Origin of the sequence: Planotetraspora thailandica (assembly GCF_016863335.1) — a bacterium.
GTDB lineage: Bacteria > Actinomycetota > Actinomycetes > Streptosporangiales > Streptosporangiaceae > Planotetraspora > Planotetraspora thailandica.
Genome location: NZ_BOOR01000004.1, coordinates 198,346 through 221,642 on the forward strand (window position 1 = coordinate 198,346; position 23,297 = coordinate 221,642).

Sequence of the window (23,297 nt, forward strand, 5' to 3'; positions counted from 1 at the left end):
GGACCGAGCGGCAGGCCCCATCATCCACTCCCGCGATCACGACGGAGGAAGGCGACGGCGAGATGCCGGAGAAGATCACCCTGCGCACCCTGCAGCGGATGAAGGACGACGGCCGCAAGATCGTCGGTGTCGTGGCCTGGGACTACCAGATCGCCCGCATCGTCGACCGGGCCGGCGTGGACATCGTCTCGGTGGGCGACACGGTCGGCGTGAACCTGTGGGGGCACTCCAACCCCTTCGAGGTCACCATGGACCAGATGATCCTGGTCACCCAGGCGGTCCGCCGGGGGGTGAGCAGAGCCCTCCTCAGCGCCGACTTCCCGTTCGGCCCCCTCCAGGAGGGCACGGACAGTGCCGTCCGGGCGGCCATCCGGTTCGTCAAGGAGGCCGGCGTCGACATGGTCAAACTGGACGCCGCCTCCGACTTCCTCGACTCGGTCACGGCGATCACGCGTGCGGGCATTCCGGTGTTCGCACAGTTCGGGATCACTCCGCAGACCGCGCTGCGCTACGGGGTCGAGTACAACGCGATCCCGTCCGGCGACGACCAGGTGCCGGTGGCGATGAAGGACGCTCTGGTCGCCGAGGCCAGGCGGCTGGAGGAGGCGGGTGCCGTACTGCTCAACTTCACCAACTCCGGGCCGGTCGTCGGAGCCGCCGTCGCCGAGGCCGTCTCCATTCCGGTCGTCGGAGGATTCGGCGGCGGCCCGTGGCTCGACGGACGGATGCGCATGGCGCACGCCGCCATCGGCTATGCCGCGTCGGCCATCGACAACCCTCCCGACACCTACGCGAACGTCGCACGGACAACCCTCGACGCGATCACGGCTTATGCCGAGGACGTGCGCGCCGCACGTCAGATCGCCGGCGGCCTCCCCGTCCCGTCCGCCCGCTGACCCGTCCCATCCCACCGCCGGCACCGCGCGTCACGAACCGAGACGCCCGGCAGGCGACCACGAGGAGCACCGTTCATGCCCACCGCCGTTGTCGACGGGATCTCCACCCGCTACGAGGTGGCCGGCTCCGGCCCGCCGCTGCTGATGTTCTCTCCCGGCGGTTTCGACTCGAGCCTGGAGAGCTGGCGGACCGTGGGGATCTACCGGCGCCTGCGGCTGCTCGACCACCTCAGCGAGAAGTACACCTGCATCTCCTTCGACCGGCGGGAGTCGGGCCGGTCCGGCGGCCGGCTGCAGCGGATCTCCTGGGCCGACTACGTCGCGCAGGGTGTGGGACTGCTCGATCATCTGGGCATCGCACAGGCGCATCTGATCGGCGGCTGCGTCGGTTGCTCCACCGTCGCCGCCGTCGGAGTGGCCCATCGCGAGCGCGTCCTGAGCATGGTGCTGTACTCGCCGGCGGGCGGGGTGAAATACCGCATGAAGCAGCACGCCCGGTTCGCCCAGCACCTGGCCTATGCGGGCGCACACGGCCTGGAACAGGTGGCGGCGCTCGCGAAGAGTTCGGACAAGGGTTTCTCCGCGGACCCCCGGCTCGGCCCCTGGGCGAGCGTGCTCCGCGGCGATCCGGAGTTCGCCGAGATGTACGCGCGTACGGACCCGGACCGCTACCAGGTGCTGGTCAGCGGCATGGCCCGGATGTTGTTCGACCGCGACACGGTTCCCGGGCCGGAACCGGAGGACCTTCTGCGGCTCGACATCCCCGCGCTCGTGATCCCCGGGCAGGACGACTCGCACGCGCCGTCGGCCGCCCGCTACCTCCAGGAGTGCCTCCCCCGAGCGGAGTACTGGGACGTCCCGGTGGCCGAGCAGACGGAGGATACGGCTCCCGCCCGGATACTGCGGTTCCTGAACGGCGCGTAGGGCGCCGGCGAGCGGGCTCCGGAGCCAGAAAAAAGGTCATAGGTCAGTCCGCGAGTTCAGCGTTGGACGGGCCCGAGGATGAGGAGACGACATGGCAGAGCAGGTGCTGGCAGCGGTCAGGACCGGGCCCGGCACAACCGAAGTACGCGAGTTCTCGATGCCGGACGTCCCCGACGACGGAGCCCTGCTCAAGGTCGAGGTCGCCGGAATCTGCGGCACGGACGTGAAGATGTACGCCAAGCCGCCGTTCGCCGATCCGGTGATCATGGGCCACGAGAACGTCGGCGTCATCGCGAAGGCGGGACGCACGTTCTCCGAGCGTAAGGGCCTGGTGGAAGGCGACCGCGTCTTCGTCGAGCACTACGTCGGCTGCTTCCGCTGCGAGTGGTGCCACCAGGGCGAGTACCGGCACTGCGAGGCGACCGACTGGCGTACAAACCCCGACGCCCGCCGCTACGGCTACACCTCCGCGAACAACCCCTACCACCTGTGGGGCGGCTTCTCGCAGTACCTCTACCTGCCCTGGAACTCGGTGACGCACCGCGTTCCCGACGGTGTCTCCGCCGAGCTCGCGGGTCTGGTGACGCCGCTTTCCAACGGCATCGAGTGGGCGCTGGTCACCGCAGGCGTCGGCTACGCCTCGACGGTCCTCATCCAGGGCCCCGGGCAGCAGGGGCTCTCCCAGGTCGTCGCCTGCAAGCAGGCCGGCGCCTCCCGCATCATCGTCACCGGAACGACGCGGGACTCCGCGCGGCTCGCTCTGGCGAAGGAGCTGGGAGCCGACGACGTCATCGACGTCATGCGGGAGGACGCCCTCCAGCGCGTACTGGAGATCACTGGCGGCAGGGGGGTCGACGTCGTGCTGGACTGCACGGCAGGCGCCGGCACCGCGCCCATCCTGCTCGGCATCGACGCGCTCAAACGCCGCGAGGGCACGATGGTGGTCCAGGGCGAGCTGGCCGCCTTCCCCGACTTCCCGCTCAAGAAGGTCACGGAGAAGTCCATCAGCATCAAGAGCGCCCGCGGCCACAGTTACCGCTCCTGCGAGCTCGCCCTCGAACAGCTCGCCTCCGGGCGCTTCCCGCTGGAAAAGCTCAGCACCCACAGCTTCGGCCTGAAGGACGTCGACCTCGCCATCCGGACCGTCGGCGGAGAAGGCGCCACGGACGTCGTCCATGTCTCCCTGCTGCCCTGGGTGGGGGAAGCGTGAGCATCGTCGTCCGCAACCCGCGTCGTACGGACAAGTCGACGGTCGACGCCCTCGGCGCGTTCGGCGTGTCCACCATCCACGAGGCGCAGGGACGCACCGGACTGCTCGCGCCCGCCCTGCGCCCCATCTACTCCGGCGCGCGCGTCGCGGGCACCGCAGTCACGGTGAGCGTGCCGCCGGCGGACAACTGGATGATCCATGTGGCGGTGGAGCAGTGCCAGGACGGTGACGTCCTCGTCGTCGCGCCCACCTCTCCCTCGGAGGCCGGCTATTTCGGCGAACTGCTCGCCACGTCGCTCGCCGCACGCGGCGTACGGGGGCTGGTCATCGACGCCGGCTGCCGCGACGTCGCCGAACTCCAGCGGATGGGGTTCCCCGTGTGGGCACGGCACATCTGCGCGTTCGGCACGGTGAAGGAGACCCTGGGCGACGTCAACGTCGGCCTGGTCTGCGGCGGCCAGTGGATCGAGCCGGGAGACGTGGTCGTCGCGGACGACGACGGAGTCGTGGTCGTCCAACGCCGCCGGGCAGCTCAGGTGCTGGAGGCGTCACGGGCGCGGGAAGAACGCGAGGCGGTGCTCCGCGAACGCTACGCCGGCGGTGAACTCGGCCTCGACGTCAATTCCATGCGCGAACGGCTCGCGCAAAAGGGGCTGACCTACGTCGACCAGGCGGCGGACGAGTGAACCCGCCGCCGCGCCCTCACAGAAAGCACATGCCCCGATGATCATCGACTGCCATGGGCACTACACCACGGCGCCGCGGCAACACCAGGCGTTCCGCGACGCGCAGCTCGCCCGGCTCGCCGACGCCTTGTCGCCCGCGCCCGCGCAGGCCGCGATCGGCGACGACGAGATCCGCGAGAGCGTCGAGAACAACCAGCTGAAGCTGTTGCGCGAGCGCGGCGCCGACCTGATGCTCTTCTCGCCGAAGGCCTCGGGGATGGAGCACCACGTGCCCGACCCGGAGACGGCACGCGTATGGGCGCGGGTGAGCAACGACCTCGTCCACCGGGTGGTCGGCCTGTTCCCGCAATACTTCGCCGGCGTGTGCCAGCTGCCTCAGACGCCCGGCGGCACGCTCGACGACGCGACGGCCGAACTCCGCAGGTGCGTGGAGGACCTCGGCTTCGTCGGGTGCAACCTCAACCCGGACCCGTCGGGCGGGTACTGGACCTCGCCGCCGCTGACCGACGAGTACTGGTTCCCCCTGTATGAGGCGATGGTGGAGCTGGACGTCCCAGCGATGATCCACGTCTCGACGTCCTGCAACCCGAGCTTCCACACCCTCGGCGCGCACTACCTGAACGCCGACACGTCGGTGTTCATGCAACTCGTCCAGGCGGACCTGTTCGACCGCTTCCCCACCCTGCGGTTCGTCATCCCGCACGGCGGCGGAGCGGTGCCCTACCACTGGGGCCGCTACCGGGGCCTGGCCGTACGGATGGATCGTCCGGACCCGTCGGAGCACGTCATGAAGAACGTCTTCTTCGACACGTGCGTGTACCACCAGGCCGGCATCGACCTGCTGCACCGGGTCGTCCCCGCGGACAACATCCTGTTCGCGTCGGAGATGCTGGGCGCCGTCCGCGGCGTCGACCCAGAGACCGGGATCGCCTGGGACGACACCAAGCGTTACGTCGACCAGGCCGACCTCAGCGACGAGCAGCGGCACAAGGTCTTCGAGGCGAACACCCGGCGCGTCTATCCCCGTCTGCACGCGCGACTGACCGCGGAGGGTAGGTAGACCATGTCCCGGCTGCATCTCACCTTCGCCTGCGGCGACTACGACCGCACGCGGGCCCTCGCCGAGGAGACGATCCGCCCCGACGGGATCGACCTGACCTATCTGCGGCTGCCCGTCGAGGAGACGTTCTTCCGCATGATGCGGCACCAGGAGTTCGAGGTCGCGGAGCTGTCGTTGTCCTCCTACGTCGTCTCGCTGCGTGCCGAGAACCCGCCGTTCGTGGCCTTGCCCGTCTTCACCTCCCGGATGTTCCGGCACGGGTCGCTGTACTGCCACGACGACGCCGGCATCTCCTCGCCGGAGGATCTGCGGGGCAAGGTGGTGGGCACGCCGGAGTACCAGCTCACCGCCTGCGTGTGGATGCGCGGCATCCTCGGCGACCGGCACGGCGTCCCCTTCGACTCGGTCACCTACGTCACGGGCGGGCAGGAGACGGCCGGTCGCATCGAGAAGGCGGGTCTCGACCTGCCGGAGTCGGTGCGGATCAGCCGCATCCCCGGCGACAAGACGCTCTCCGCGATGCTGGCCGAGGGCGAGATCGACGCCCTGTGCACTCCGCGCGTGCCGAGCCCGTTCGTCGCCGGCGACCCCCGGGTGCGGCGGGTGTTCACCGACGTCGTCGCCAGCGAGAAGGAGTACTACGCGGCGACGGGCATCTTCCCGATCATGCACGTGGTGGTGATCCGGCGCGATGTGTACGACCGCCATCCCTGGGTCGCCCAGTCGCTCTACAAGGCCCTGCTGGCGGCCAAGGAGGAGGCGTACGCCAACCTCTACGACACCTCGGCGCTGCGGTTCATGCTTCCCTGGCTGACCCCGCAACTGGAGGAGGCACGAGCCTTCCTCGGCAGGGACTACTGGTCGTACGGACTTGAAGGCAACCACGAGACACTGGCGACCTTCCTTCGTTACCACCACGAGCAGGGGCTGTCGAGGCGGCTGTGGACACCCGAGGAACTGTTCGCTCCCGAGTCGACGGAGTCGGCGGTCATCTGATGACGCGCCGGCTCAGGATGCGTAAGTCACGATGAGACTGGTCCTGCTTCGCCACGGCGAGAGCGAGTGGAACTCCAAGAACCTGTTCACCGGGTGGGTCGATGTCGACCTGACGCCGTTGGGTGAGGAGCAGGCACGACAGGGCGGTCTCCTGCTGCGCGAGGCCGGGCTGCTGCCGACCGTGGTGCACACCTCCCTGCTCACGCGCGCGGTGCGCACCGGGAATCTCGCGCTGGAGGCCGCCGGCCGGGTCTGGATCCCGGCCGGCCGGCACTGGCGGCTCAACGAGCGGCACTACGGCGCGCTGCAGGGCAAGGAGAAAAGGGAGATCCTCCAGAAGTACGGCGAGGAGCGGTTCCGGCTCTGGCGCCGGTCGTACGACGTGCCACCGCCACCGGCCGACCCCGACGACGAATGGCAGGTGGTGAGCGACCCGCGCTACGCCGCGCTGCCCCGCGACCTCATGCCGCGGGCCGAGTCGCTCGCCGACGTCATCGCCCGCCTGCTGCCCTACTGGCACGACGCCATCGCACCCGACCTGCGTGCCGGGCATACGGTGCTGGTCGTGGCGCACAGCAACTCGCTGCGGGCACTCGTCGCGCACCTCGACCGCCTGGACCGTGAGGAGGTCATGGCGCTGAACATCCCGACCGGCATTCCCCTGCGCTATGACCTCGACGAGGATCTGAAGCCGGTTCAACGCGGTGGCCACTACCTCGATCCTGAAGCGGCTTCGCCGTGGGCGCCCAGGCGGTGGCGGACCAGGGGCGTTAGGGATCGACGGAGTCCCACGACCCTCGTTGACACCCGCCACCTTTTGGAATTATGGTCATACCAAATAACCAAACCGGACTGTGACTCCGCCGAGACTCGGCGAACCCACGTCCGGCCCCCGAGGAAGGGCTGCTGAATGGCCAGGGACGCGCTCGTCAAGGACGAATTGGCGGCGAAGTTCGCTACCGAGAAGGACTCCCCCTACACCCGTTGGGTCGCCGCGGAGGGGCTGGACATCATCGCCGCCCACTATGTCCCGGATCTGCGCACGGTGGAGCTCAAGCCCTGGGCACGGCGGGGCGGGCGCGGTGTGTTCATCAACCACGAGGCCACCCGCACGTCGAACGACTGCTATGTCTGCGAGATCCCGGCGGGCGGCACGCTGGCGCCGCAGCGGCAGCTGTTCGAGGAGATGATCCTCGTCCTCGAGGGGCAGGGGTCCACGAAGGTCTGGAACGACGCCGGCGCCGAGGTCACGTTCGAGTGGCAGGCCGGCTCGCTGTTCGCCATCCCGCTCAACGCCCATCACCAGCACTTCAACGGGTCCGGGCAGAAGGCCGCGCGTTTCGTCTCCTCGACCAACCTGCCTCCGGTTCTCAATCTGTACGACAACGTCGACTTCGTCTTCAACACCCCGAGGGACTTCCCGAACCGCTTCGACGGCGAGCCCGACTACTTCTCCCCCAAGGGTGAGCAGAAGGGTCTCCTCCTGGACACGAACTTCGTCGCCGACGCGGTCAACCTGCCGCTGATCGAGGCGAAGGAGCGTGGCGCGGGCGGCGGGCACATCCGCTTCGCGATGGCCAAGGGCTCGATGAACAGCCACATCTCGCAGTTCCCCGTCGGGACGTACAAGAAGGGGCACCGCCACGGCCCGGGCGCTCACGTCATCATCCTGTCGGGCACGGGATACAGCCTGATGTGGCCGGAAGGAGAGGAGCCGCGGCGCTACGAGTGGGGGCCCGGCTCGCTGATCGTCCCGCCGAACATGTGGTTCCACCAGCACTTCAACGTCGGCCTGGAGCCCGCCCGCTACCTCGCCTTCAAGCACGAGGTGGTGTCGGTGCGCAACGCGCAGGGCGTGCCGAAGGCGTGGATCAGCCAGCGCATCGGCGGCGACCAGATCGACTATGCCGACGAGTCGCCGTACGTCCGCGAGACCTTCCGTGAGGCCCTGGCCGAGTACGGCATCGAGCCGCAAATGGACAAGGTGTACGCGGCCGAGCTCGAGACGCTGCCGCCGAAGCCGTAGCCCCGGTCGGCATGGCCTGGTTCCGACGCACATGAGGAGTACGACCGTGAGGCGCACCGGTACGCACGACCACGTCCATGGTGACGGCCGTCGCGGCCACCACCACGGCGACGTGCCCACGGTCTACTCCGCGTACGTCCCGGACCACGACCACGCGCACGACGACGAGGCGCTGAGCCCGATCGAGGACAACCCCATCTGGCAGCAGGACAACGTCATGCTGCACAGCGTGGGCATCGACATCGGATCGTCCGGCACCCAGGTCCTGTTCTCCCGCCTGCACCTACGGCGAATCGGCGAGGAGCTGACGACCCGCTACATCGTGGTCCGCCGGCAGACGCTGTACCGTTCCCCGGTCTCGCTCACGCCGTACGCCGGTGCCGAGCACATCGACGCGGAGGCTCTGGGGTCGATCATCGACCGGGCCTACGACGCGGCGCACGTCCGCCCGGAGGGCGTCGACACCGGCGTCGTGATACTGACCGGTGAGGCGCTGCGCCGCCGCAACGCCGAGGCCATCGCGCGTGTCCTGGCCGAGCGCGGGGGCGAGCTGGTCAACGCGACCGCGGGCCACAACATGGAGGCGATGCTCGCCGCGTACGGCTCGGGCGCGGCGAAGGCGTCGCACGACACCGGGCTGCGCATCCTGAACATCGACATCGGGGGCGGGACGACGAAGCTCGCGGTGCTGGACGGCGGCCGGGTCGTGACGACGGCGGCGGTCCACATCGGTGGCCGGCTCCTGGTCGTCGACGATCAGGACCGCATCGTCCGCCTCGATCCGGCTGGGCGTCGTCACGCCGCCCGCGCCGGCTACGCCTGGGAGCTCGGCGACGTGGCCCGGCCGGAGGAGCTGCAGCAGGTGGCGGAGACGATGGCGGATGCGATCGTCGCGGCCCTCATCGCCGATCCGCTCCCCGGGGACGTCGCGGAGCTGTACCTCACCGAGCGGCCGGCAGGGGCCGGGCGGATCGACGGGGTGATGTTCTCGGGCGGGGTCGCGGAGTACGTCTACGACCGGGAGAGCGGCACCTTCGGAGACCTCGGCCGGCCGCTCGGCCGGGCGTTGCGCCGCCGGGTCGACTCCGGGGCGCTGCCGTTCCCGCTCCTGCCACCGGGCGAATGCATTCGCGCGACCGCCCTGGGCGCATCCGAGTACAGCGTGCAGCTCAGCGGGAACACCGGCTACATCACCGACCCCGACGCGCTGCTCCCCCGCCGCAACCTGCAGGTGATACGGCCGCACTACGAGCTCGGGGAGACGGTCGAGACGGCGGGGATCGCGGCGGCCATCCGGCGCCACCTCGTCGCCCTCGACGTCGGGCAGACCGGCGCCGACGTCGCCCTTGCCATGTCCTGGAACGGCCTGCCGAGCTACGACCGGCTCGTGTCCTTTGCGCGCGGTCTACGCGACGGTCTCGCCGAACGGATCGCGCAGGGCCGGCCGGTGTACGTCATGCTCGACGGCGACGTGGCCATGACGCTCGGCAGACTGCTGCGGGAAGAGCTGGGCGTAACCGGCGAGCTCCTGGTCATCGACGGTCTCAACCTGCGCGATTTCGACTACATCGACATCGGCCGGATACGGTTCCCGTCGAACACCGTGCCGGTCACGATCAAGTCGCTCCTCTTCCACCAGGATCCCCGGCACGACCAGCCGTGACGGCGGCCGGTTCCGAACACCTCGCCGACCGTTCGCGACCTCGCTACTCCTCGTTGCCCGGATCTTCCAGAGTTGGATTCGCGTACTCCGCCAGGCGGTCGGCGGTGCGCTGCAGGTGGCGGGTCATGATGGTGCGTGCTCGGTCGATGTCCCGCTGCTCGATCGCCTCGACCAGTTCGAAGTGTTCGTGCGCTCCCCGCGGACCCATCAACGGCGCGGCGATGTGTGCCTGCTGGAGCGACATGAGCATGGGGCCGTGGAAGGTCCGTACCAGCATCTCAATTGCCGGATTGTGCGCGGCGGAGGCGACGCGCACGTGGAACGCCGCCGACATCGCCATGGTGTAGGAGCCGTTCTCCAGCTCGTTCAGGCCCTGCTCGACGAGGACCCGCAGGTCGGCGATGTCCTCTTCGGTGGCGCGCTCCACCACCAGCGGCAGGATGCCGAGCTCGAAGACCATACGGGCCTCGGTGACGTCGCCGGCGGTCATCGAAGCCAGGGTCATGAGCTCAGCCAGCCCCTTCCCGACGCGTTCGCTGGACGGCTGGGTGACGAAGGCGCCGCCCCGAGCCCCGACGCGGATCTCCACCAGTCCACTGGCCTCGAGCACCCGCAGAGCCTCACGGACCGTCACTCTGCTGACGCCGAACTGCTCACACAGGCTGCGCTCGCTGGGCAGCCGGTCGCCGGGGACGAGCTTGCCCTCTCTTATCAGGAGCCGCACCTGCTCCACGATGACCTCGGAGATGCGATCGACGCTCACCGGGCTGAACAGGTTCGTCCTCCCCCCGCCGCCCGGCGTCCCATCCGATGGGCCCACTGACATACCGGCGTCCCTCCACGATCTGGTCGTTTCTCGTACCTTCATGCTACCAAGAATGGTCTGACCAATACGCTCAGCAACCACGGCGGCACTGCATGATAAATCGCCGGGGCCAGACCAGGCTCGCGTGCCGCTATGGAGAACTCGCCAATATTGGGATAATGGTCTGATTATTTGCTATTATCTCACACGGCGCGGGTCGGAGCCACCGGGCACGCAGGCTCCAGGCGATGCCGTGTCGGCGGACGTCTGCGAACGGGAGAGAACATGCCGAGCATGCGGCTCCGGACGGTGACCCGGACCCAGGGGAACAACCGCGCCCTCAAGGACGGCACGGTCACCCCCAAGCGATTCGACTTCGCCTTCGAGGACGTCCCGGTCCTCGTCGACGCCTTCCGCCGGATGGTCCGAGGGCTCGAATTCGACGTCTGCGAGATGGCGATGACGACCTACCTCTGCGCCAAGGCGCAGGGCAAGCCGTTCACGGCACTGCCGATCTTTCTCGTGCGCGGGTTCCATCACGGCGCCATCGTGCGCGCCCCGGAGGCCGCCATCGGAGATCCGAAGGACCTCGAAGGCCGCAGGGTCGGCGTCAATCGCGGATACACCGTGACGACCGGCGTGTGGGCGCGCGGCGTCCTGCAGGACGAGTACGGTGTCGACCTCGGCAAGGTGACCTGGGTGCCCTCCGGAGACGAACACGTCGCCGAGTACCGTCCCCCGGGCAACGTCGAGCCGCTGCAGCCGGGAGAAAGCCTCGCCGACCTGGTGGCCGCCGGCGAACTCGCGGCCGCGGTCGGCATCGGTTCCAGTCCTCCTGACCTCCTGCCGCTGATACCCGACGCAACGGAGGCGGGCTTCGCGGCGCTCCGCCGCCGCGGGCATTACCCCATCAACCATTTGGTGGTCGTGCGGGACGACGTGCTCGCGGCGCATCCCGGATTGGCCGTGGACGTGTTCGACGCCTTCGTCGTGGCCAAGAACCTGTACGTCGACCGGCTACGCCGTGACGCGATCGAGGCGCCGACACCGACGGATCTCATGTACCGGCGCGTCATGGAGATCACCGGCGCGGACCCGCTGCCCTACGGCATAGCGCCGAACCGTGCCGTCGTCGACGAGCTCATCGACCATGCGATGAGCCAGCGCATCCTCGACACGCGGCCCACTGTGGAGTCGTTGTTCGCGGAGCACACGCTGGATCTGACCGGTTGAGCATGTCGACCGGTCCGCTGGATTACCCGCAAACCGACCAGGCGACAGTTAATGAGGGCAGAGGCATGCGGATAGCCATCGCGGCAGATCACAACGGCCTTGCATTGAAAGCGCGACTGATCGCCCGGCTCACCGCGCAGGGTCACGAGGTCGACGACCGCGGCGCACACGCCGACGGGGTGACAGTGGACTATCCGCCGCTCTGCGCGGACGTCTGCGGCCGGGTCGTCGACGGTCACGCCGACCGCGCGATCGTGGTGGGGGGCAGCGGCATGGGCGAGGTGATCGCCTGCAACAAGATCCGCGGCATCCGCGCCGGGCTGTGCCATGACCGGTTCACCACGGAGATCTCCCGCGCCCACAACGACGCCAATGTGATCGTCATCGGCGCCAAGGTCCTCAGCCCGGAGTTGGCGGAGGAGATCGTCGATCTGTGGTTCACCACCCGGTTCAAGGGCGGCCCGCACCAGCAGCGGTTGGACCAGATCGCCCTGCTCGAGCGTGGCGAGCCGCTGACCTGACGTCGGCCGTCTCCGGCCGGCGCCGCCGGGGTACCGTATCGGTCCGAGGCGATCGGTGATCTACAGCCTACGGCGGCTTTATGGGCGCCTCGGTTGCGATCCGCGGCTTCGATGGCATCCTCGGTTCATGGGTGACTGGTTTTCGCAGGCGGGTTATGGAGCCCGGTTCGAATGGGGGCCGGTCGGTGCTCAGCGGCTGGCGACGGATGGCGGATGTCTGGTAGTCGTCGATGTGCTGTCGTTCACCACGTCGGTGACGGTCGCGGTGGCGTCCGGCACTCACGTTTTCCCCTTCGCCGGGAGGGATGAGACCGCTGCCGCGTTCGCTGAGGAGATGGGCGCGAGCCTAGCGGTCGGGCGGAGCAAAGTTTCGGTGGCATCGCCGTGGTCGCTGTCTCCGGCCGCGCTGCGGGGTGCCCCTTTTACTCCACGTCTGGTCCTCCCTTCGCCTAACGGGTCCACCATCGCTGCTGCGGCTGGTGGGTCGATGGTGGTTGCTGGATGCCTGCGCAACGCGAAGGCGGTTGGCCGCTGGCTCGCGGGGCGGGGCTATGGGTCGGTCGATCGTCCCGTTGCTGTGATCGCCGCGGGCGAGCGGTGGCCGGACGGCAGCCTTCGGCCTGCGCTGGAGGATCTGCTCGGTGCCGGTGCGGTCATTTCTGCGCTGCAAGAGCAGGTCGACGGTGCGCTCTCGCCGGAAGCCGCCACCGCTGCGGCCTGTTTCGAGGCGACTGCGGATGTGATCATCGCAGTCACCGCCAGCGCCTCCGGTCGTGAACGCATACTTGCAGGCTTCGCCGAAGACGTCGCGATCGCGACTGAAGTTGATGCCTGCGACGTTGTTCCTGTTCTCATTGACGGGGCGTTCACCGTCGGCGAGTGAGGCGGATCGGCACCGTACTCCCGTGCGGCTTTTCGCCCATGGAAATTTCCTGAGCGGAGCAGGCATGCAAGGTGCCAGTCCGTCGGGCCGGTGCAGGTCTCCTCGAAGTCGATCCACAGCAGTCCATCGGGTACGGCGAGGAGAGCGAGTCAGCCCCGCTTGCTGTAGAGGTGGAGGGCGAGCGCCGCGCACACTGCGGTGATGGCAGCGGTCGCGATGAGCGACCAGGCGACAGATCCGCCGGTGCCGCCGGCGTTGTTCATCAGGCCCCTGGCCGCGGTCGCGACGTGGCTGAGCGGGTTGACCTCGACGAAGGCTTGGAGCCAGCCGGGCATTGTTTGGGGCTGGACGAAGATGTTGCTGGCGAACGAGAGTGGCATCAGCACGACGTTGGCGATGCTGATGACGACGGCCGGGTCGGGCATGAGCAATGCGACTGCGGCCCACAGCAAGGACAGGGAGAGCCCGAAGGCGACAATTAGGGCTACCGCGGCGAGCACACCCGGTGCGCCACCATCGGGCCGATAGCCCATGATCAGTCCGAGGACCACCACGATGGCGGAGGCGAACAGGTAACGGGCGGCATCGCTGAGCAGGCCACCGAGCACGAAGGCGCCGCGCCAGATGGGCAGGGAACGGAAGCGATCAAAGGCTCCAGTTGTCACGTCCTGGGCGAGACGGGCACCGCCGTACATGGTGACGATGGCGATGCTCATGCTAAGCGTGCCGGGCAGGAGGAACTCGAGGTAGTTGCCTGGCGACCCGCTGATGGCGCCTCCGAACAGGTAGGTGAACAGCACGGTGAACAGGATCGGGATGGCGATCGAGTCCACAAGCTGTTTGGGGTCGTGCTTGATCTTGAGCATGGCTCGCCGGCCGAAGGTCGCGGAGGCGGCGAGTGCCCCGGTACGGCGGCGTGGCCGGCTTGCGGTGAGCAGGATGTCGATCGGGTAGGTCTGCGCCGCGGCGGGGCGCGTGACGGCGGCCGGGGTGCTCACGCGTTCACGTCCTCGTGGTCGGTGGTGGCTGGGCCGGCCGTGTAGCCGGTCAGGGCGAGGAAGGCCTCGTCCAGGCTGGGCTGGCCGAGTATGACCTCGGCGACACCCACCCGGGCCTCGGCGAGCCGGGTCATGGCGTGCCCGACCAGCCGGCCCACGTCTGTCGCGTCAGCCGGGGCGGCGAGCAGCATGGACAGGGCGAGCGGGTCGGCGGCGAGATGGACCGTCCCCTTCAGGGCGCCGGCCAGGATGTGTTGCGCTTGCGGACGCTGCTCGCCGTCGAGGAGCCGGACGTGCAGGGTGCCCGAGCCGACTCGGGATTTGAGCTGGGCGCTGGTGCCTTCGGCCACGACCCGGCCGTGGTCGATGACCGCGATCTGCTCGGCGAGCTGGTCGGCCTCCTCGAGGTATTGGGTGGTGAGCAGCACCGTGGTGCCGGCCGCGGCGATCCGGCGGACCAGCTCCCACACCTGGCTACGACTGCGCGGGTCCAGCCCGGTGGTCGGCTCGTCGAGGAACAGCAGGTCGGGGGTCACGACCAGGCTGGCCGCGATGTCCAGGCGGCGGCGCATCCCGCCCGAGTAGCCGCCCACCGGGCGGCCGGCCGCGTCGGTCAGGTCGAAGGCGGCGAGCAGGTCATCGGCTCGTTGTTTGCCGGAGGCGCGGGACAGGCCGTGGAGGCGGCCGAGGATGATCAGGTTCTCATACCCGGTCAGGTCCTCATCCATGGCGGCGAACTGGCCGGTCACGGCCACCCGGGCCCGGATCGCATCCCGCTCGCTGATCACGTCGTGACCGAGGACACGGGCGGTGCCGCCGTCGGGCCTGGTCAAGGTGGCCAGGATGCGGATCGTGGTGGTCTTGCCCGCCCCGTTGGGGCCGAGGAACCCGAACACCTGACCGCGCCGGACCGTGAGGTCGATCCCGTCCAGCGCTCGCTTCTCGCCGTAAACCTTGACCAGGCCGTGCGCCTCGATCGCCGGCTCGTCTCCATCCATGCTGTTCTTTGACATGGCGTAAGATTTATCCATCTCTTACGGCATGTCAAGGTTATGGCTGAACAGATATCATCGCTGCGATGGCTGACACACTCGACACCGCCACGCCGGCCCGCCGACGGCGGTCCGACGCCCGGCGCAGCATCGACGCCATCCTCAACGCCGCCCGCATCGTCCTCGGCGAGCGAGCCGACGCCAGCATGGAAGAGATCGCCACTGCGGCCGGCGTCACCCGCCAGACCGTTTACGCACACTTCCCCTCACGCGACGCCCTCATGGCCGCCCTCATTGAGGCCGCAGCCGCCGAATACGCCGCCCTGCTCGACGACGCAGGCCTCGACACCGCCCCGCCCGCCGACGCGCTGGCCCAGTTCCTCGACGCCGGCTGGCGGTTCCTGCGCCGCTACCCCCTCCTGCTCAACCCCACCGTGACCCGGATCCATCGGCCTAAGAGCAACGACCCCCACGACGTCGTGCCGCCGCTGCTCGAACGGCTCATCCGGCGAGGCCAGCAAACGGGCGACTTCGACCCGTCACTCCCCGCCGCCTGGCTCGCCGCCGCCGTCATCGGACTCCAGCACACCGCCGCGGCAGAAGTCGCCGACGGGCGCCTCACCGCCGCTAAGGCGGCGGCTCTGTGCCTGGAAAGCACTATGCGCCTCTGTGGCAGCAGCGGCCGGCCAACTGCGAGTCGCTAGCGCTTCCGAGCGGGACGCCCGCGAAGTCGATGATCACGTCGTAGCGTTCGGCCGGCGCGATCGGCAGCAGCCGGTGGGTGACCGGCGTCGCAAGCAGCCCCTGGTCGGCGCCGACCTGGACGAGATCGAGCCGGCGCCCGTCGTCGGTGACCGCCTCGAGTTCGTGTAGTCGAGGCTGCCGTCGGGGGATGCAAGGACTTCGAACGATTCCGAAGTCAGTACGCCGCGGGCCTGACATTCCGGGGTGCTGTGTCGTCGCACTAGTGAGAAGCCAAGATTCCACACCGAAGGGATGGGTAGCGATGTCTACGCAACGCGAGGCAGACGAAGCCGAGATTCGTCAGCACGTCAGCAAGATAATCGAAGGACTCCGAGCCAAGGATCTCGAGTGCCTGAAGCAGCTTTACGCAACGGACGTCGTGTCCTTCGACGTCGAGCCGCCGCTGCAGCATGTAGGGATAGAGGCGAAATTGAAGAACTGGGAGAAGGTGTTCACGTTCTTCCAGGATGTGACTTATGAGGTTCGCGACCTGACGCTCACCGTGAGCGATGATGTGGCATTCGGGCATGGCTTCGGTCGGCTCGGTGGCACGCTGAAGAATGGGACGGCGACGAGCGGCATGTGGGTCCGGGCCACTTTCTGCTTCCGGAAGATCGACGGCAATTGGTTGATCGCGCACGACCAGGTTTCCGTGCCGCTCGATATTCTGAGCGGCAAAGGAGTGACCGACCTCGAGCCTTGACGAGTCGCAGAAGTCGGGACGTCGCGCTCGCCGATGTTTCTTTCGTACTGGATCAGGCGGCGCGGCCGGCCGTGGCGATCGCTTCACCCAGCACGGCCGGGTGCCCGTCGCGCTGCGACCTCTGAGCAAACGCGCCGTGCGCAGGCGCGTTTGCTCAGACACCACCGATCTTGATGGTCATGCCCCCGGCACGGGACGCCGCTCCTCTTCGGGATCTTCGTCGGCCTCCGCGACCCCCTCGTCACCGGCCTCCGCGATTCCGGTGTAGGACCGCACCACGCCGCCCCGCAGCCATGTCCACCCGGCCACGAGCATCGGGCCCAGCCCTCCGATGGTGAGTGCCGCCACGGGTCCGATCGCGCCGGCCACCGCCCCCACGACGACGTCTCCGATCGCCGGACCTCCCCGCGAAGACATCTGATAGAAGGCGGTGACCCGGCCGCGGATATCGTCCGGGGTGTCGATCTGCACTGCGGCGTGCCGGATCGTGGTCGCCATGGCGTCGAAGGCGCCGAGGAGCAGGGCGGCGAGCACGGCCAGGATGAAGACCGGCGAGTGCGCCAGGAGAATGGCGGAAATGCCGTAGAGGACCGTGGAGACCAGCAGGACCCGGCCCTGCCGCCGACTTCGCTGCACCGTACGGAAGACCGCGTAGGTCGCGATCAGCGCACCGGCGGACGGGGCACCGGACAGCACGCCATATCCGGTCGCGCCGACGTGGAGCACGTCCAGCGCGAGCGCCGGGAGCAGAACGCGATAGGCGCTGAACACGGTCGCCGACAGGTCGAGCAGCATGAGGTTGTAGATGAGCGGTCGGCGGGCGATGTACCGGGCGCCCTCGGCGATCGACCCGAGTATGGAGCGGCGCTCCCCGGACGGCTCCAGTTTGGAGATCCGGAGCGTGGCGAGCACTCCGACCAGCACCGCGTAGGACACCGCGTCGACGACGTACATCAGCCCGGGCCCGGACAGGCTGATGAGCACGCCGGACAGAAGCGGGCCCACCAGCACGGCGAGTTCGCGCGAGGGGTTGAGGAGCGCGACCGCCTCCCCGATCTGGCTCCTCGGCACCAGAGCGGGGATCAGCGCCTGCCGGGCCGGCTGGTCGAAGGTCGCCGCGGCGGTGGTGAGCACCACGGAGAGCACGACGTGCCACGCCTCCGCCTGACCGGCCAACGTCAGCCAGGACAGTGCCACGGCGACGAGCAACGCGACGCCCTGCGCGGCCTGGAGCAGACGGCGCCGGTCCAGGCGGTCGGCGAGTGCCCCGCCCAGCGGGCTGAGCAGGATCAGCGCGACCGCCTGCGCGGCGCCGACCAGTCCGGTGTAGGCGACCGAGCCGGTGAGCTGGTAGACCTGGTAGAAGTTGGCCGCCACAGTGCCGCGGGTGCCGATCTGGGACAGGACGACTCCCGCCCAGTACAGCGTGAAGTCGCGGTTGCGCAGGATCGCGGGTGCCACGCGGTGTCTCCGTGTTCATGGCGATCCTGCGGATCGCGGTTCGGTCGCTGAGATCCTGTGTCTTCCCTCGTCACTCCGGTCGCTACGCTCCCTGCGTTCCTCAGTCCAGACACAGGCGCTCCCTCACGGGAGCCGCTTGGGCGCTGAAGGTCCAGGACACTGCCGAGCCCGACGATTCACGGTCGGACGTACGGTCAGTCGACGGGGACGAGCACGAGCTTGGCGGGATCCATCCGCAGATAGACCTCGGTCCCGGGTTCGATCGAGGTCGTGGGGTTCCCACGGGTTCGGAGCTCGTGCTTGCCCACTCCTACCACGTGGTCGAGGCTGTCTCCGAGGTAGGCACGGGTCAGGACCGTACCCTTCCACTCGTTGGGCACCTCGCCCTGCCGGGAGGTGGTGCTGACCTCCACCGCTTCCGGCCTCACGGACACGATCACATCGGTGCCCATGGGAAGGTTCGCCGCCGAGTCGAGCACGATCTGCCCGTCGACCGTGTTGACGGTGTATCGGTCCCCGTCCTTGGACACCACGTTGCCGGACAAGAAGTTCGACGTGCCGATGAACTCGGCGACGAACCGGCAGTTGGGGTTCTCGTAGATCTCGCGGGGGCGGCCGAGCTGCACGACGTTGCCGTTCCGCATCACCGCGATCGAGTTGCTGAGGGCCAGGGCCTCGACCTGGTCATGCGTGACGTACACCGAGGTGATGCCGAGCTCGCGCTGCACCCTCTTGAGCTCGTAGCGCAGCGACTCCCGCAGCTTCGCGTCGAGGTTGGACAGCGGCTCGTCCAGCAGTAGGAGCGGAGGCTCGATGACGAGCGCCCGGGCGAGGGCGAGCCGCTGCTGCTGGCCACCGGACAGTTTGGTCGCCTGGCGGTCGGCCAGATTGGCCAGCTCCATCGTCTCGAGCACGCGCATCACCCGCTCGGAGATCTCCTTGCGGCCCAGCCGGTCGCCGCGCTTCTTCACCTGCAGGGGGAAGGCGACGTTGTCGAAGACCGACATGTGCGGCCAGATGGCATAGGACTGGAAGACCATGCCCAGTCCCCGCTCGTTCGCGGGGACGTTCAGCGGCTTCTTCCCCTCCTTGGTGGAGAAGAGGACGCGGCCGCCGACTTCGATGGTCCCCGAGTCGGGGCGTTCCAGCCCGGCGATCGAACGGAGCGTCGTCGTCTTGCCACAGCCCGAGGGGCCGAGCAAGGTGAACAGCTGACCGTTCTCGACATTGAAGCTGACGTCGTTGACCGCGAACACCCGGGCCTCCTGTGGCGCGGATGGCGAGTTACGCCGACGGCGGCGCTCTCCGTCGAAGCTCTTGACGAGGTTGTTGATGCGGAGCACCTGGTCCTCCTGATAAGGGCCCGTTGTTCAGTCCTGCCGGAGCCCGACCTTGGCACCGAGCTTGTAGGCGATGATGACGAGCACGGCGAGGGTGAGCACCATGACGACACCGAGTGCCGCAAGGACGGTGAACTGGCCGTTCTCGTACTGCTCGAAGATGAGAATGGAAAGAACTTCGTTCCCGGGGCTGTAGAGCAGGATCGAGCTCGACAGTTCGCGGAACGAGACGACGAGGATGTAGATCCACCCGGCGAGGAGGCCGGGCGACAGGAGCGGCAGGAGCACCCTGCGGAACGTCTGCCACCAGCTCGCTCCGCTCACCTGCGCGGACTCCTCCAGCTCGGCGGAGATCTGGTGCATCGACGTGACCGCGTAGCGCATGCCGTACGGCATGTAACGCGTGCAGTAGGCGATCAGCAGGATGAAGATCGTGCCGTAGATCGGGATCGGGCTGCGCAGGTACACGAAGGAGAGCGCGAGCCCGAGCACCAGACCGGGAATCACGAGCGGAACGAACGAGAGGTGGTCCACGAGTTGCCGCCCGGGGATCCGCGAGCGCACGACGATCCAGGCGCCGACCGCCATCAGGACCATGACGAGCGTCGCCGACCCGAGGCCGAGCGCGAGGGAGTTCTTCAGCGCCGTCATCGCGTCGGAGATGTCGAACAGCTGGCGATAGTTGTCCAGTGACATCGACGCGAAGGCCTCGGTCGACGGCGCCTGGTAGAACTTCAGGAGCGACGTGTAGAGCAGCACGAGCAGCGGCCCGACGACGGTGAGGAAGAAGTACAGCACGATGACGCCGCCCATGACGGGCCGCCACTTGCCGAGCTCCATCGGACGAGGGCGGAACCCCTTGCCGGTCACCGTCTGGTAGGTCTTGCCCGACCTGCCGACGAGGTTGGAGATCGCGACGCCGATCACCGCGAACACCAGCAGGCCGACCGCCAGTGCTCCAGCCGCGGCGAGGTCCGGCGGGTAGGTGCGCAGAACGAAGTAGATGCGGCTGGTGAAGACGTAGATCCCGTTTTGCAGGCCGAGCAGGGCCGGCACCTCGAAGCTCTCCAGGCTGCGCACGACCATGACGAGCACCGCGGCGACGATCGCCGGGCGCGTCAGCGGCACGGTCACCCTGCGGAACACCTGCCACCTGCTGGCCCCGCTCATCAGCGCCGACTCCTCCAGTGAGGGGTCCATCGAGCGGAACGCGGCGACCATCAGGAGGAAGACGATGGGAGACAGGTGCAGGCCCTCGACCCAGACCATCCCCCACACGGTGAACACGTCGAAGAACCCGGGGCCGAAGACCGGCTCGATCAGCTTGTTGAGCAGGCCGATGTCCGGACTCGCAAGGAAGATCCACGCGATCGTGTACAGAATCCCGGGGATGATCAGCGGAATGATCGAGGCGGCGAAGAACAATCCCTTGAACGGGACGTCCGTCCGGACGTTGAGGTAGGCGAGCGCGGTGCCGACGACGAGCGAGAGCACGGCCGCTCCGACCGCGAACCACAACGAGTTCCCGATCATGCCGCCGACGCGCGGGTCACCGTAGGCACGGGCGAAGCCGCCGAGGGTGAAGCCGTTGGCGTCGAAGAAGGTGCCCCAGATCAGGTAGTAAAGGGGCACGAGCGCGAGATAGCCGATCACGCCGGCGACCACGACGATGATGATGAGCTTGGGGGTCCCCAAACGGCGCAGCCATCCGAGCGTGGCTCCCTTGCGGGCAGGGACGGCGGGAGATGCCGTGGTCATGCCCTCACCTCTTTCTGAACCAGTCCTGCGATGATCGCGGGCGCGGCGGCACCGCCGAGGCCGGTGCCGCCGCGCGCTTGGTCACTCAATTTCCGTCGACCTGCTCACCGTTGGAGATGACCTGGTCGTAGCGCTTGTTCCACTCCTCGCCGTTCTTCGTCAACTCCTCGACGTCGATCGGGATGATCTCCACGTCCTTGAGGGGGTCGTCTCCCTCGACGATGGCCGGGGTGAGCCCCTGCTTCACCAGAAGCGCCTGGCCCTCCTGGAGCAGCCAGTCCGTGAACAGCATCGCCGCGGCGGGATGCTTGGCCGCCTTCATCAGCCCGATGCCGTTGGGCCGGGCGATGACCGGCTCGACGTAGGGCTGGTAGTCGACGGGCGCACCCTTGGCCTTGGCCTGCTCGACGATGTAGGAGTAGTTGGAGGCGACGACCGAGAACTGGCCGGCGGACAGCAACTGGCCCTGTACGGTGTGACCCTTGACGATCTTCGCACCCTTGGCCATGTCGGCGAAGAGCTTGTTGATCTCGTCGTCGGTCTTGCCCTTCTTCTTCCAGTAGCCGTAGAGGGTCAGGTACCAGTCGGAGTCGCTGATCTCCATGGCCAGCTTGCCGTCCCACTTGGGGTCGGCGAGGTCCTCCCAGGTCTTCGGCGCCTGGTCTGGGGTGACAAGCTTGGTGTTCCAGCTCGGCGCGAACAGGTTGAACCGCGTCGCAGTCCATCCTTGCTGCCGGCCGGCATCCGGGACCATGCGGCGCCGCTCACCGTCGTACGTGGCGAGAACGCCTTCGCTGTTCAGGTCGAACAGTTCGGTCGCGTTGGTCTCCACCACGTCGTTGCCCTGGTAGTGGGCCTTCTGCTCCTGCACGATCCGCTGGAGCACCGTCTCCGACCCGGCGCGGTACAGGTTCACCGTGACGTTGAACTGGTCCTCGAACGCCTTGATGACCACGTCGGCCACGTCGCTCGTCATGGACGTGTAGAGGTCGAGCGTGCCTTCCTTCTCGGCGAGCGGGACGAGCTTGTCGCGCCGCTGCTGACCGGTCATTCCGTTGACCTCGGTGTAGAGCTTCTCCGCCGCGGTAGGCCCGCCGCCGGTCGTGGCCTGCGGTGCGGCGGCTGTGGGCGATCCTCCACAGCCCGCGAGCAGGAGCACGAGTGCGGATCCTGAGGCTAACGCGCGCTTCGCGGGGCTGCCGCTACGGCGGCCCGACAGGGGGGCGGTGTTCACTTGACCTCCTGGCCTGACTGGACGATTTCTTCGTAGAGCGCGTCCCACTTCTTGGGGTCGTCGAGCATTTCCTTCTCGGGCACGGAAATCGACGTGATCCCGGCCAGAGGATCGTTCGCCGTGGGGACCGAGCCGACCCGGAAGGACTCGTGGAGGATCTTCTGTCCCTCAGTGAGCTCGTAGTCGACGAACAGCATCGCCGCTGCGGGGTGGGTCGCCGTCTTCATCAGCGCCACGCCGTTCGGGCGTATCACCACGGGCTGGATCGGAGTTCCCGAGGCCGGATGCCAGCTCACCGGGGCGCCCTGGTCGGCGGCCTTGTCGATCGTGTGGCTGTAGGAGGAGGCGGTCACGGCGAACTGCCCGGCAGAGAGCAGCTCACCCTGCGCCGTGTGCCCCTTGGCGATCTTCGCGTTGGCGGCGACCCGCTTGAACAGGTCGTGGACCTCGGCCTCGGTCTTGCCTTGGTCGAGGTAGTACTTGTACATGGCGGCGAACCAGTCGACGTCGCCGATCTCCAGGGAGATGCGTCCCTTCCACTTCGGGTCGGCGAGCTCCTCGAACGACTTCGGCTCCTCGCCGGGCTTCACCTTGGTGGTGTTCCAGCCGATGACGAACACGTTGAACCGGGTGGCGGTCCAGCCGTCGGCCTGCCCCTCCTTGCGTACGGCGTCGCGCAGCGCGCCTTCGTACGGGTACAGCATCTTCTGGTCGGCCATGACGTTGAGCTCGCCGGCATTCGTCTCGACGAGATCGTTGCCGTCGTAGTTCGCCTGCTGCTCTTGCATCACGCGCTGCAGGACCGACTCGGAGTTCCCGCGGTAGACCTTCACCTCGATCGGGTAGGTCTTCTTGAATCCGTCGATGACCTTGTCGAGGTCGGTGTTGGAGGTGTAGATCGAAAGCGTGCCCTCTTTTTTCGCGAGGTCGAGGAGGGTCGTGGTCCGCTCGTCACCGGTGAGCCGGTTGATGCGGTCGTAGACCTCCTGGGCTTTCGTGCTGGACTTGCCGGCCCCGCCGGCCGACACAGGGCCCCCGGCGGTCGGCGAGGCGCCGCAGGCCCCAAGGAAGAGGGCGACGGCGACCGCAGCCACCGATCCGAGGATTTTCTGGTGTTGCATTGATGCTCTCCCGCGAGCTCGGCGAGTCGGTGCGAGCCCCGAC

Annotated in this window: 21 protein-coding genes and 1 pseudogene; 14 read left to right on the forward strand and 8 right to left on the reverse strand. The window is 68.0% G+C overall.

Going from position 1 to position 23,297, the window contains the following annotated elements; all coding sequences use genetic code 11:
- Window positions 1–62: 62 nt before the first annotated feature.
- The 9 genes and pseudogenes from Pth03_RS01875 (at window position 63) to Pth03_RS01915 (ending at window position 9,461) form a co-directional block, all read left to right on the forward strand.
- Window positions 63–896 carry a 3-methyl-2-oxobutanoate hydroxymethyltransferase gene (locus Pth03_RS01875; protein ID WP_203942304.1) on the forward strand — a complete coding sequence of 278 codons (834 nt, stop codon included), beginning with the start codon at window positions 63–65 and terminating at the stop codon, window positions 894–896.
- Between the two features lie 75 nt (window positions 897–971).
- Complete coding sequence (locus tag Pth03_RS01880) at window positions 972–1,820, forward strand: alpha/beta fold hydrolase (protein WP_203942305.1); 849 nt, start codon at window positions 972–974, stop codon at window positions 1,818–1,820.
- Window positions 1,821–1,911: 91 nt separating this feature from the next.
- Complete coding sequence (locus tag Pth03_RS01885; protein WP_203942306.1) at window positions 1,912–3,030, forward strand: zinc-dependent alcohol dehydrogenase; 1,119 nt, start codon at window positions 1,912–1,914, stop codon at window positions 3,028–3,030.
- Window positions 3,027–3,716, forward strand: coding sequence for a 4-carboxy-4-hydroxy-2-oxoadipate aldolase/oxaloacetate decarboxylase (locus tag Pth03_RS01890; protein WP_239118689.1), 690 nt, complete (start codon window positions 3,027–3,029; stop codon window positions 3,714–3,716). Before Pth03_RS01885 ends, Pth03_RS01890 begins: the two co-directional genes overlap by 4 nt.
- Window positions 3,717–3,753: 37 nt before the next feature.
- On the forward strand, window positions 3,754–4,776 hold the full coding sequence (locus Pth03_RS01895; RefSeq protein WP_203942307.1) for an amidohydrolase family protein: 1,023 nt from the start codon (window positions 3,754–3,756) through the stop codon (window positions 4,774–4,776).
- Window positions 4,777–4,779: 3 nt separating this feature from the next.
- Complete coding sequence (locus Pth03_RS01900) at window positions 4,780–5,772, forward strand: substrate-binding domain-containing protein (RefSeq protein WP_203942308.1); 993 nt, start codon at window positions 4,780–4,782, stop codon at window positions 5,770–5,772.
- Between the two features lie 31 nt (window positions 5,773–5,803).
- Window positions 5,804–6,546, forward strand: a pseudogene (locus Pth03_RS01905) (phosphoglyceromutase).
- A gap of 136 nt (window positions 6,547–6,682) precedes the next feature.
- Window positions 6,683–7,798 (forward strand): cupin domain-containing protein, encoded by a 1,116-nt coding sequence (locus tag Pth03_RS01910; RefSeq protein WP_203942310.1) that lies wholly within the window; start codon window positions 6,683–6,685, stop codon window positions 7,796–7,798.
- Between the two features lie 46 nt (window positions 7,799–7,844).
- Complete coding sequence (locus Pth03_RS01915) at window positions 7,845–9,461, forward strand: ethanolamine ammonia-lyase reactivating factor EutA (RefSeq protein ID WP_203942311.1); 1,617 nt, start codon at window positions 7,845–7,847, stop codon at window positions 9,459–9,461.
- Between the two features lie 43 nt (window positions 9,462–9,504).
- On the opposite strand, the gene Pth03_RS01920 is transcribed toward Pth03_RS01915, so the two are convergent.
- Entirely contained in the window at window positions 9,505–10,224 is a 720-nt protein-coding gene (locus Pth03_RS01920; RefSeq protein ID WP_203942312.1) for a FadR/GntR family transcriptional regulator, read from the reverse strand.
- A gap of 336 nt (window positions 10,225–10,560) precedes the next feature.
- Here Pth03_RS01920 and Pth03_RS01925 point away from each other — a divergent pair, with 336 nt between their 5' ends.
- The 3 genes from Pth03_RS01925 to Pth03_RS01935 all read left to right on the forward strand — a co-directional run bounded on the left by Pth03_RS01925 (window position 10,561) and on the right by Pth03_RS01935 (window position 12,903).
- On the forward strand, window positions 10,561–11,499 hold the full coding sequence (locus Pth03_RS01925) for a substrate-binding domain-containing protein (protein ID WP_203942313.1): 939 nt from the start codon (window positions 10,561–10,563) through the stop codon (window positions 11,497–11,499).
- A gap of 65 nt (window positions 11,500–11,564) precedes the next feature.
- Window positions 11,565–12,020 (forward strand): RpiB/LacA/LacB family sugar-phosphate isomerase, encoded by a 456-nt coding sequence (locus tag Pth03_RS01930; protein ID WP_203942314.1) that lies wholly within the window; start codon window positions 11,565–11,567, stop codon window positions 12,018–12,020.
- A 127-nt stretch (window positions 12,021–12,147) separates the two neighbouring features.
- A complete protein-coding gene (locus tag Pth03_RS01935; RefSeq protein WP_203942315.1) occupies window positions 12,148–12,903 on the forward strand; it encodes a 2-phosphosulfolactate phosphatase in 756 nt (251 codons plus the stop codon).
- 149 nt (window positions 12,904–13,052) lie between these two features.
- Here the strand turns inward: Pth03_RS01935 and Pth03_RS01940 are convergent, their stop codons facing one another.
- The gene (locus Pth03_RS01940; RefSeq protein WP_203942316.1) at window positions 13,053–13,901 is read right to left on the reverse strand and encodes an ABC transporter permease; all 849 of its coding nucleotides are present in this window, start codon (window positions 13,899–13,901) and stop codon (window positions 13,053–13,055) included.
- Entirely contained in the window at window positions 13,898–14,914 is a 1,017-nt protein-coding gene (locus Pth03_RS01945; protein ID WP_239118690.1) for an ATP-binding cassette domain-containing protein, read from the reverse strand. Before Pth03_RS01945 ends, Pth03_RS01940 begins: the two co-directional genes overlap by 4 nt.
- 65 nt (window positions 14,915–14,979) lie before the next feature.
- On the opposite strand from Pth03_RS01945, the gene Pth03_RS01950 reads away from it, so the two are divergent.
- Window positions 14,980–15,597: a TetR/AcrR family transcriptional regulator gene (locus Pth03_RS01950; RefSeq protein WP_203942317.1), complete on the forward strand. Its 618-nt coding sequence runs from the start codon at window positions 14,980–14,982 to the stop codon at window positions 15,595–15,597.
- Between the two features lie 302 nt (window positions 15,598–15,899).
- Complete coding sequence (locus tag Pth03_RS01955) at window positions 15,900–16,340, forward strand: YybH family protein (protein WP_203942318.1); 441 nt, start codon at window positions 15,900–15,902, stop codon at window positions 16,338–16,340.
- A 177-nt stretch (window positions 16,341–16,517) separates the two neighbouring features.
- Here the strand turns inward: Pth03_RS01955 and Pth03_RS01960 are convergent, their stop codons facing one another.
- The 5 genes from Pth03_RS01960 to Pth03_RS01980 all read right to left on the reverse strand — a co-directional run bounded on the left by Pth03_RS01960 (window position 16,518) and on the right by Pth03_RS01980 (window position 23,254).
- A complete protein-coding gene (locus Pth03_RS01960) occupies window positions 16,518–17,801 on the reverse strand; it encodes an MFS transporter (protein ID WP_203942319.1) in 1,284 nt (427 codons plus the stop codon).
- 194 nt (window positions 17,802–17,995) lie between these two features.
- The gene (locus Pth03_RS01965) at window positions 17,996–19,144 is read right to left on the reverse strand and encodes an ABC transporter ATP-binding protein (RefSeq protein WP_239118691.1); all 1,149 of its coding nucleotides are present in this window, start codon (window positions 19,142–19,144) and stop codon (window positions 17,996–17,998) included.
- 27 nt (window positions 19,145–19,171) lie between these two features.
- Entirely contained in the window at window positions 19,172–20,899 is a 1,728-nt protein-coding gene (locus Pth03_RS01970) for an ABC transporter permease (protein ID WP_203942320.1), read from the reverse strand.
- Between the two features lie 85 nt (window positions 20,900–20,984).
- Window positions 20,985–22,133, reverse strand: a complete 1,149-nt coding sequence (locus Pth03_RS01975; protein ID WP_203942321.1) for an ABC transporter substrate-binding protein — start codon at window positions 22,131–22,133, stop codon at window positions 20,985–20,987.
- Complete coding sequence (locus Pth03_RS01980) at window positions 22,130–23,254, reverse strand: ABC transporter substrate-binding protein (protein WP_203942322.1); 1,125 nt, start codon at window positions 23,252–23,254, stop codon at window positions 22,130–22,132. The genes Pth03_RS01975 and Pth03_RS01980 overlap by 4 nt, the downstream gene beginning before the upstream one ends.
- Window positions 23,255–23,297: the final 43 nt, after the last annotated feature.

What these genes read in the sequence shown, in the direction of transcription:
- Pth03_RS01875 (WP_203942304.1), top strand. Translation starts at nt 63, where the DNA reads ATGCCGGAGAAGATCACCCTGCGCACCCTGCAGCGGATGAAGGACGAC.
- Pth03_RS01880 (WP_203942305.1), top strand. Translation starts at nt 972, where the DNA reads ATGCCCACCGCCGTTGTCGACGGGATCTCCACCCGCTACGAGGTGGCC.
- Pth03_RS01885 (WP_203942306.1), top strand. Translation starts at nt 1,912, where the DNA reads ATGGCAGAGCAGGTGCTGGCAGCGGTCAGGACCGGGCCCGGCACAACC.
- Pth03_RS01895 (WP_203942307.1), top strand. Translation starts at nt 3,754, where the DNA reads ATGATCATCGACTGCCATGGGCACTACACCACGGCGCCGCGGCAACAC.
- Pth03_RS01900 (WP_203942308.1), top strand. Translation starts at nt 4,780, where the DNA reads ATGTCCCGGCTGCATCTCACCTTCGCCTGCGGCGACTACGACCGCACG.
- Pth03_RS01910 (WP_203942310.1), top strand. Translation starts at nt 6,683, where the DNA reads ATGGCCAGGGACGCGCTCGTCAAGGACGAATTGGCGGCGAAGTTCGCT.
- Pth03_RS01925 (WP_203942313.1), top strand. Translation starts at nt 10,561, where the DNA reads ATGCGGCTCCGGACGGTGACCCGGACCCAGGGGAACAACCGCGCCCTC.
- Pth03_RS01930 (WP_203942314.1), top strand. Translation starts at nt 11,565, where the DNA reads ATGCGGATAGCCATCGCGGCAGATCACAACGGCCTTGCATTGAAAGCG.
- Pth03_RS01935 (WP_203942315.1), top strand. Translation starts at nt 12,148, where the DNA reads ATGGGTGACTGGTTTTCGCAGGCGGGTTATGGAGCCCGGTTCGAATGG.
- Pth03_RS01945 (WP_239118690.1), bottom strand. Translation starts at nt 14,914, where the DNA reads ATGTCAAAGAACAGCATGGATGGAGACGAGCCGGCGATCGAGGCGCAC.
- Pth03_RS01950 (WP_203942317.1), top strand. Translation starts at nt 14,980, where the DNA reads ATGGCTGACACACTCGACACCGCCACGCCGGCCCGCCGACGGCGGTCC.
- Pth03_RS01955 (WP_203942318.1), top strand. Translation starts at nt 15,900, where the DNA reads ATGTCTACGCAACGCGAGGCAGACGAAGCCGAGATTCGTCAGCACGTC.
- Pth03_RS01970 (WP_203942320.1), bottom strand. Translation starts at nt 20,899, where the DNA reads ATGACCACGGCATCTCCCGCCGTCCCTGCCCGCAAGGGAGCCACGCTC.
- Pth03_RS01980 (WP_203942322.1), bottom strand. Translation starts at nt 23,254, where the DNA reads ATGCAACACCAGAAAATCCTCGGATCGGTGGCTGCGGTCGCCGTCGCC.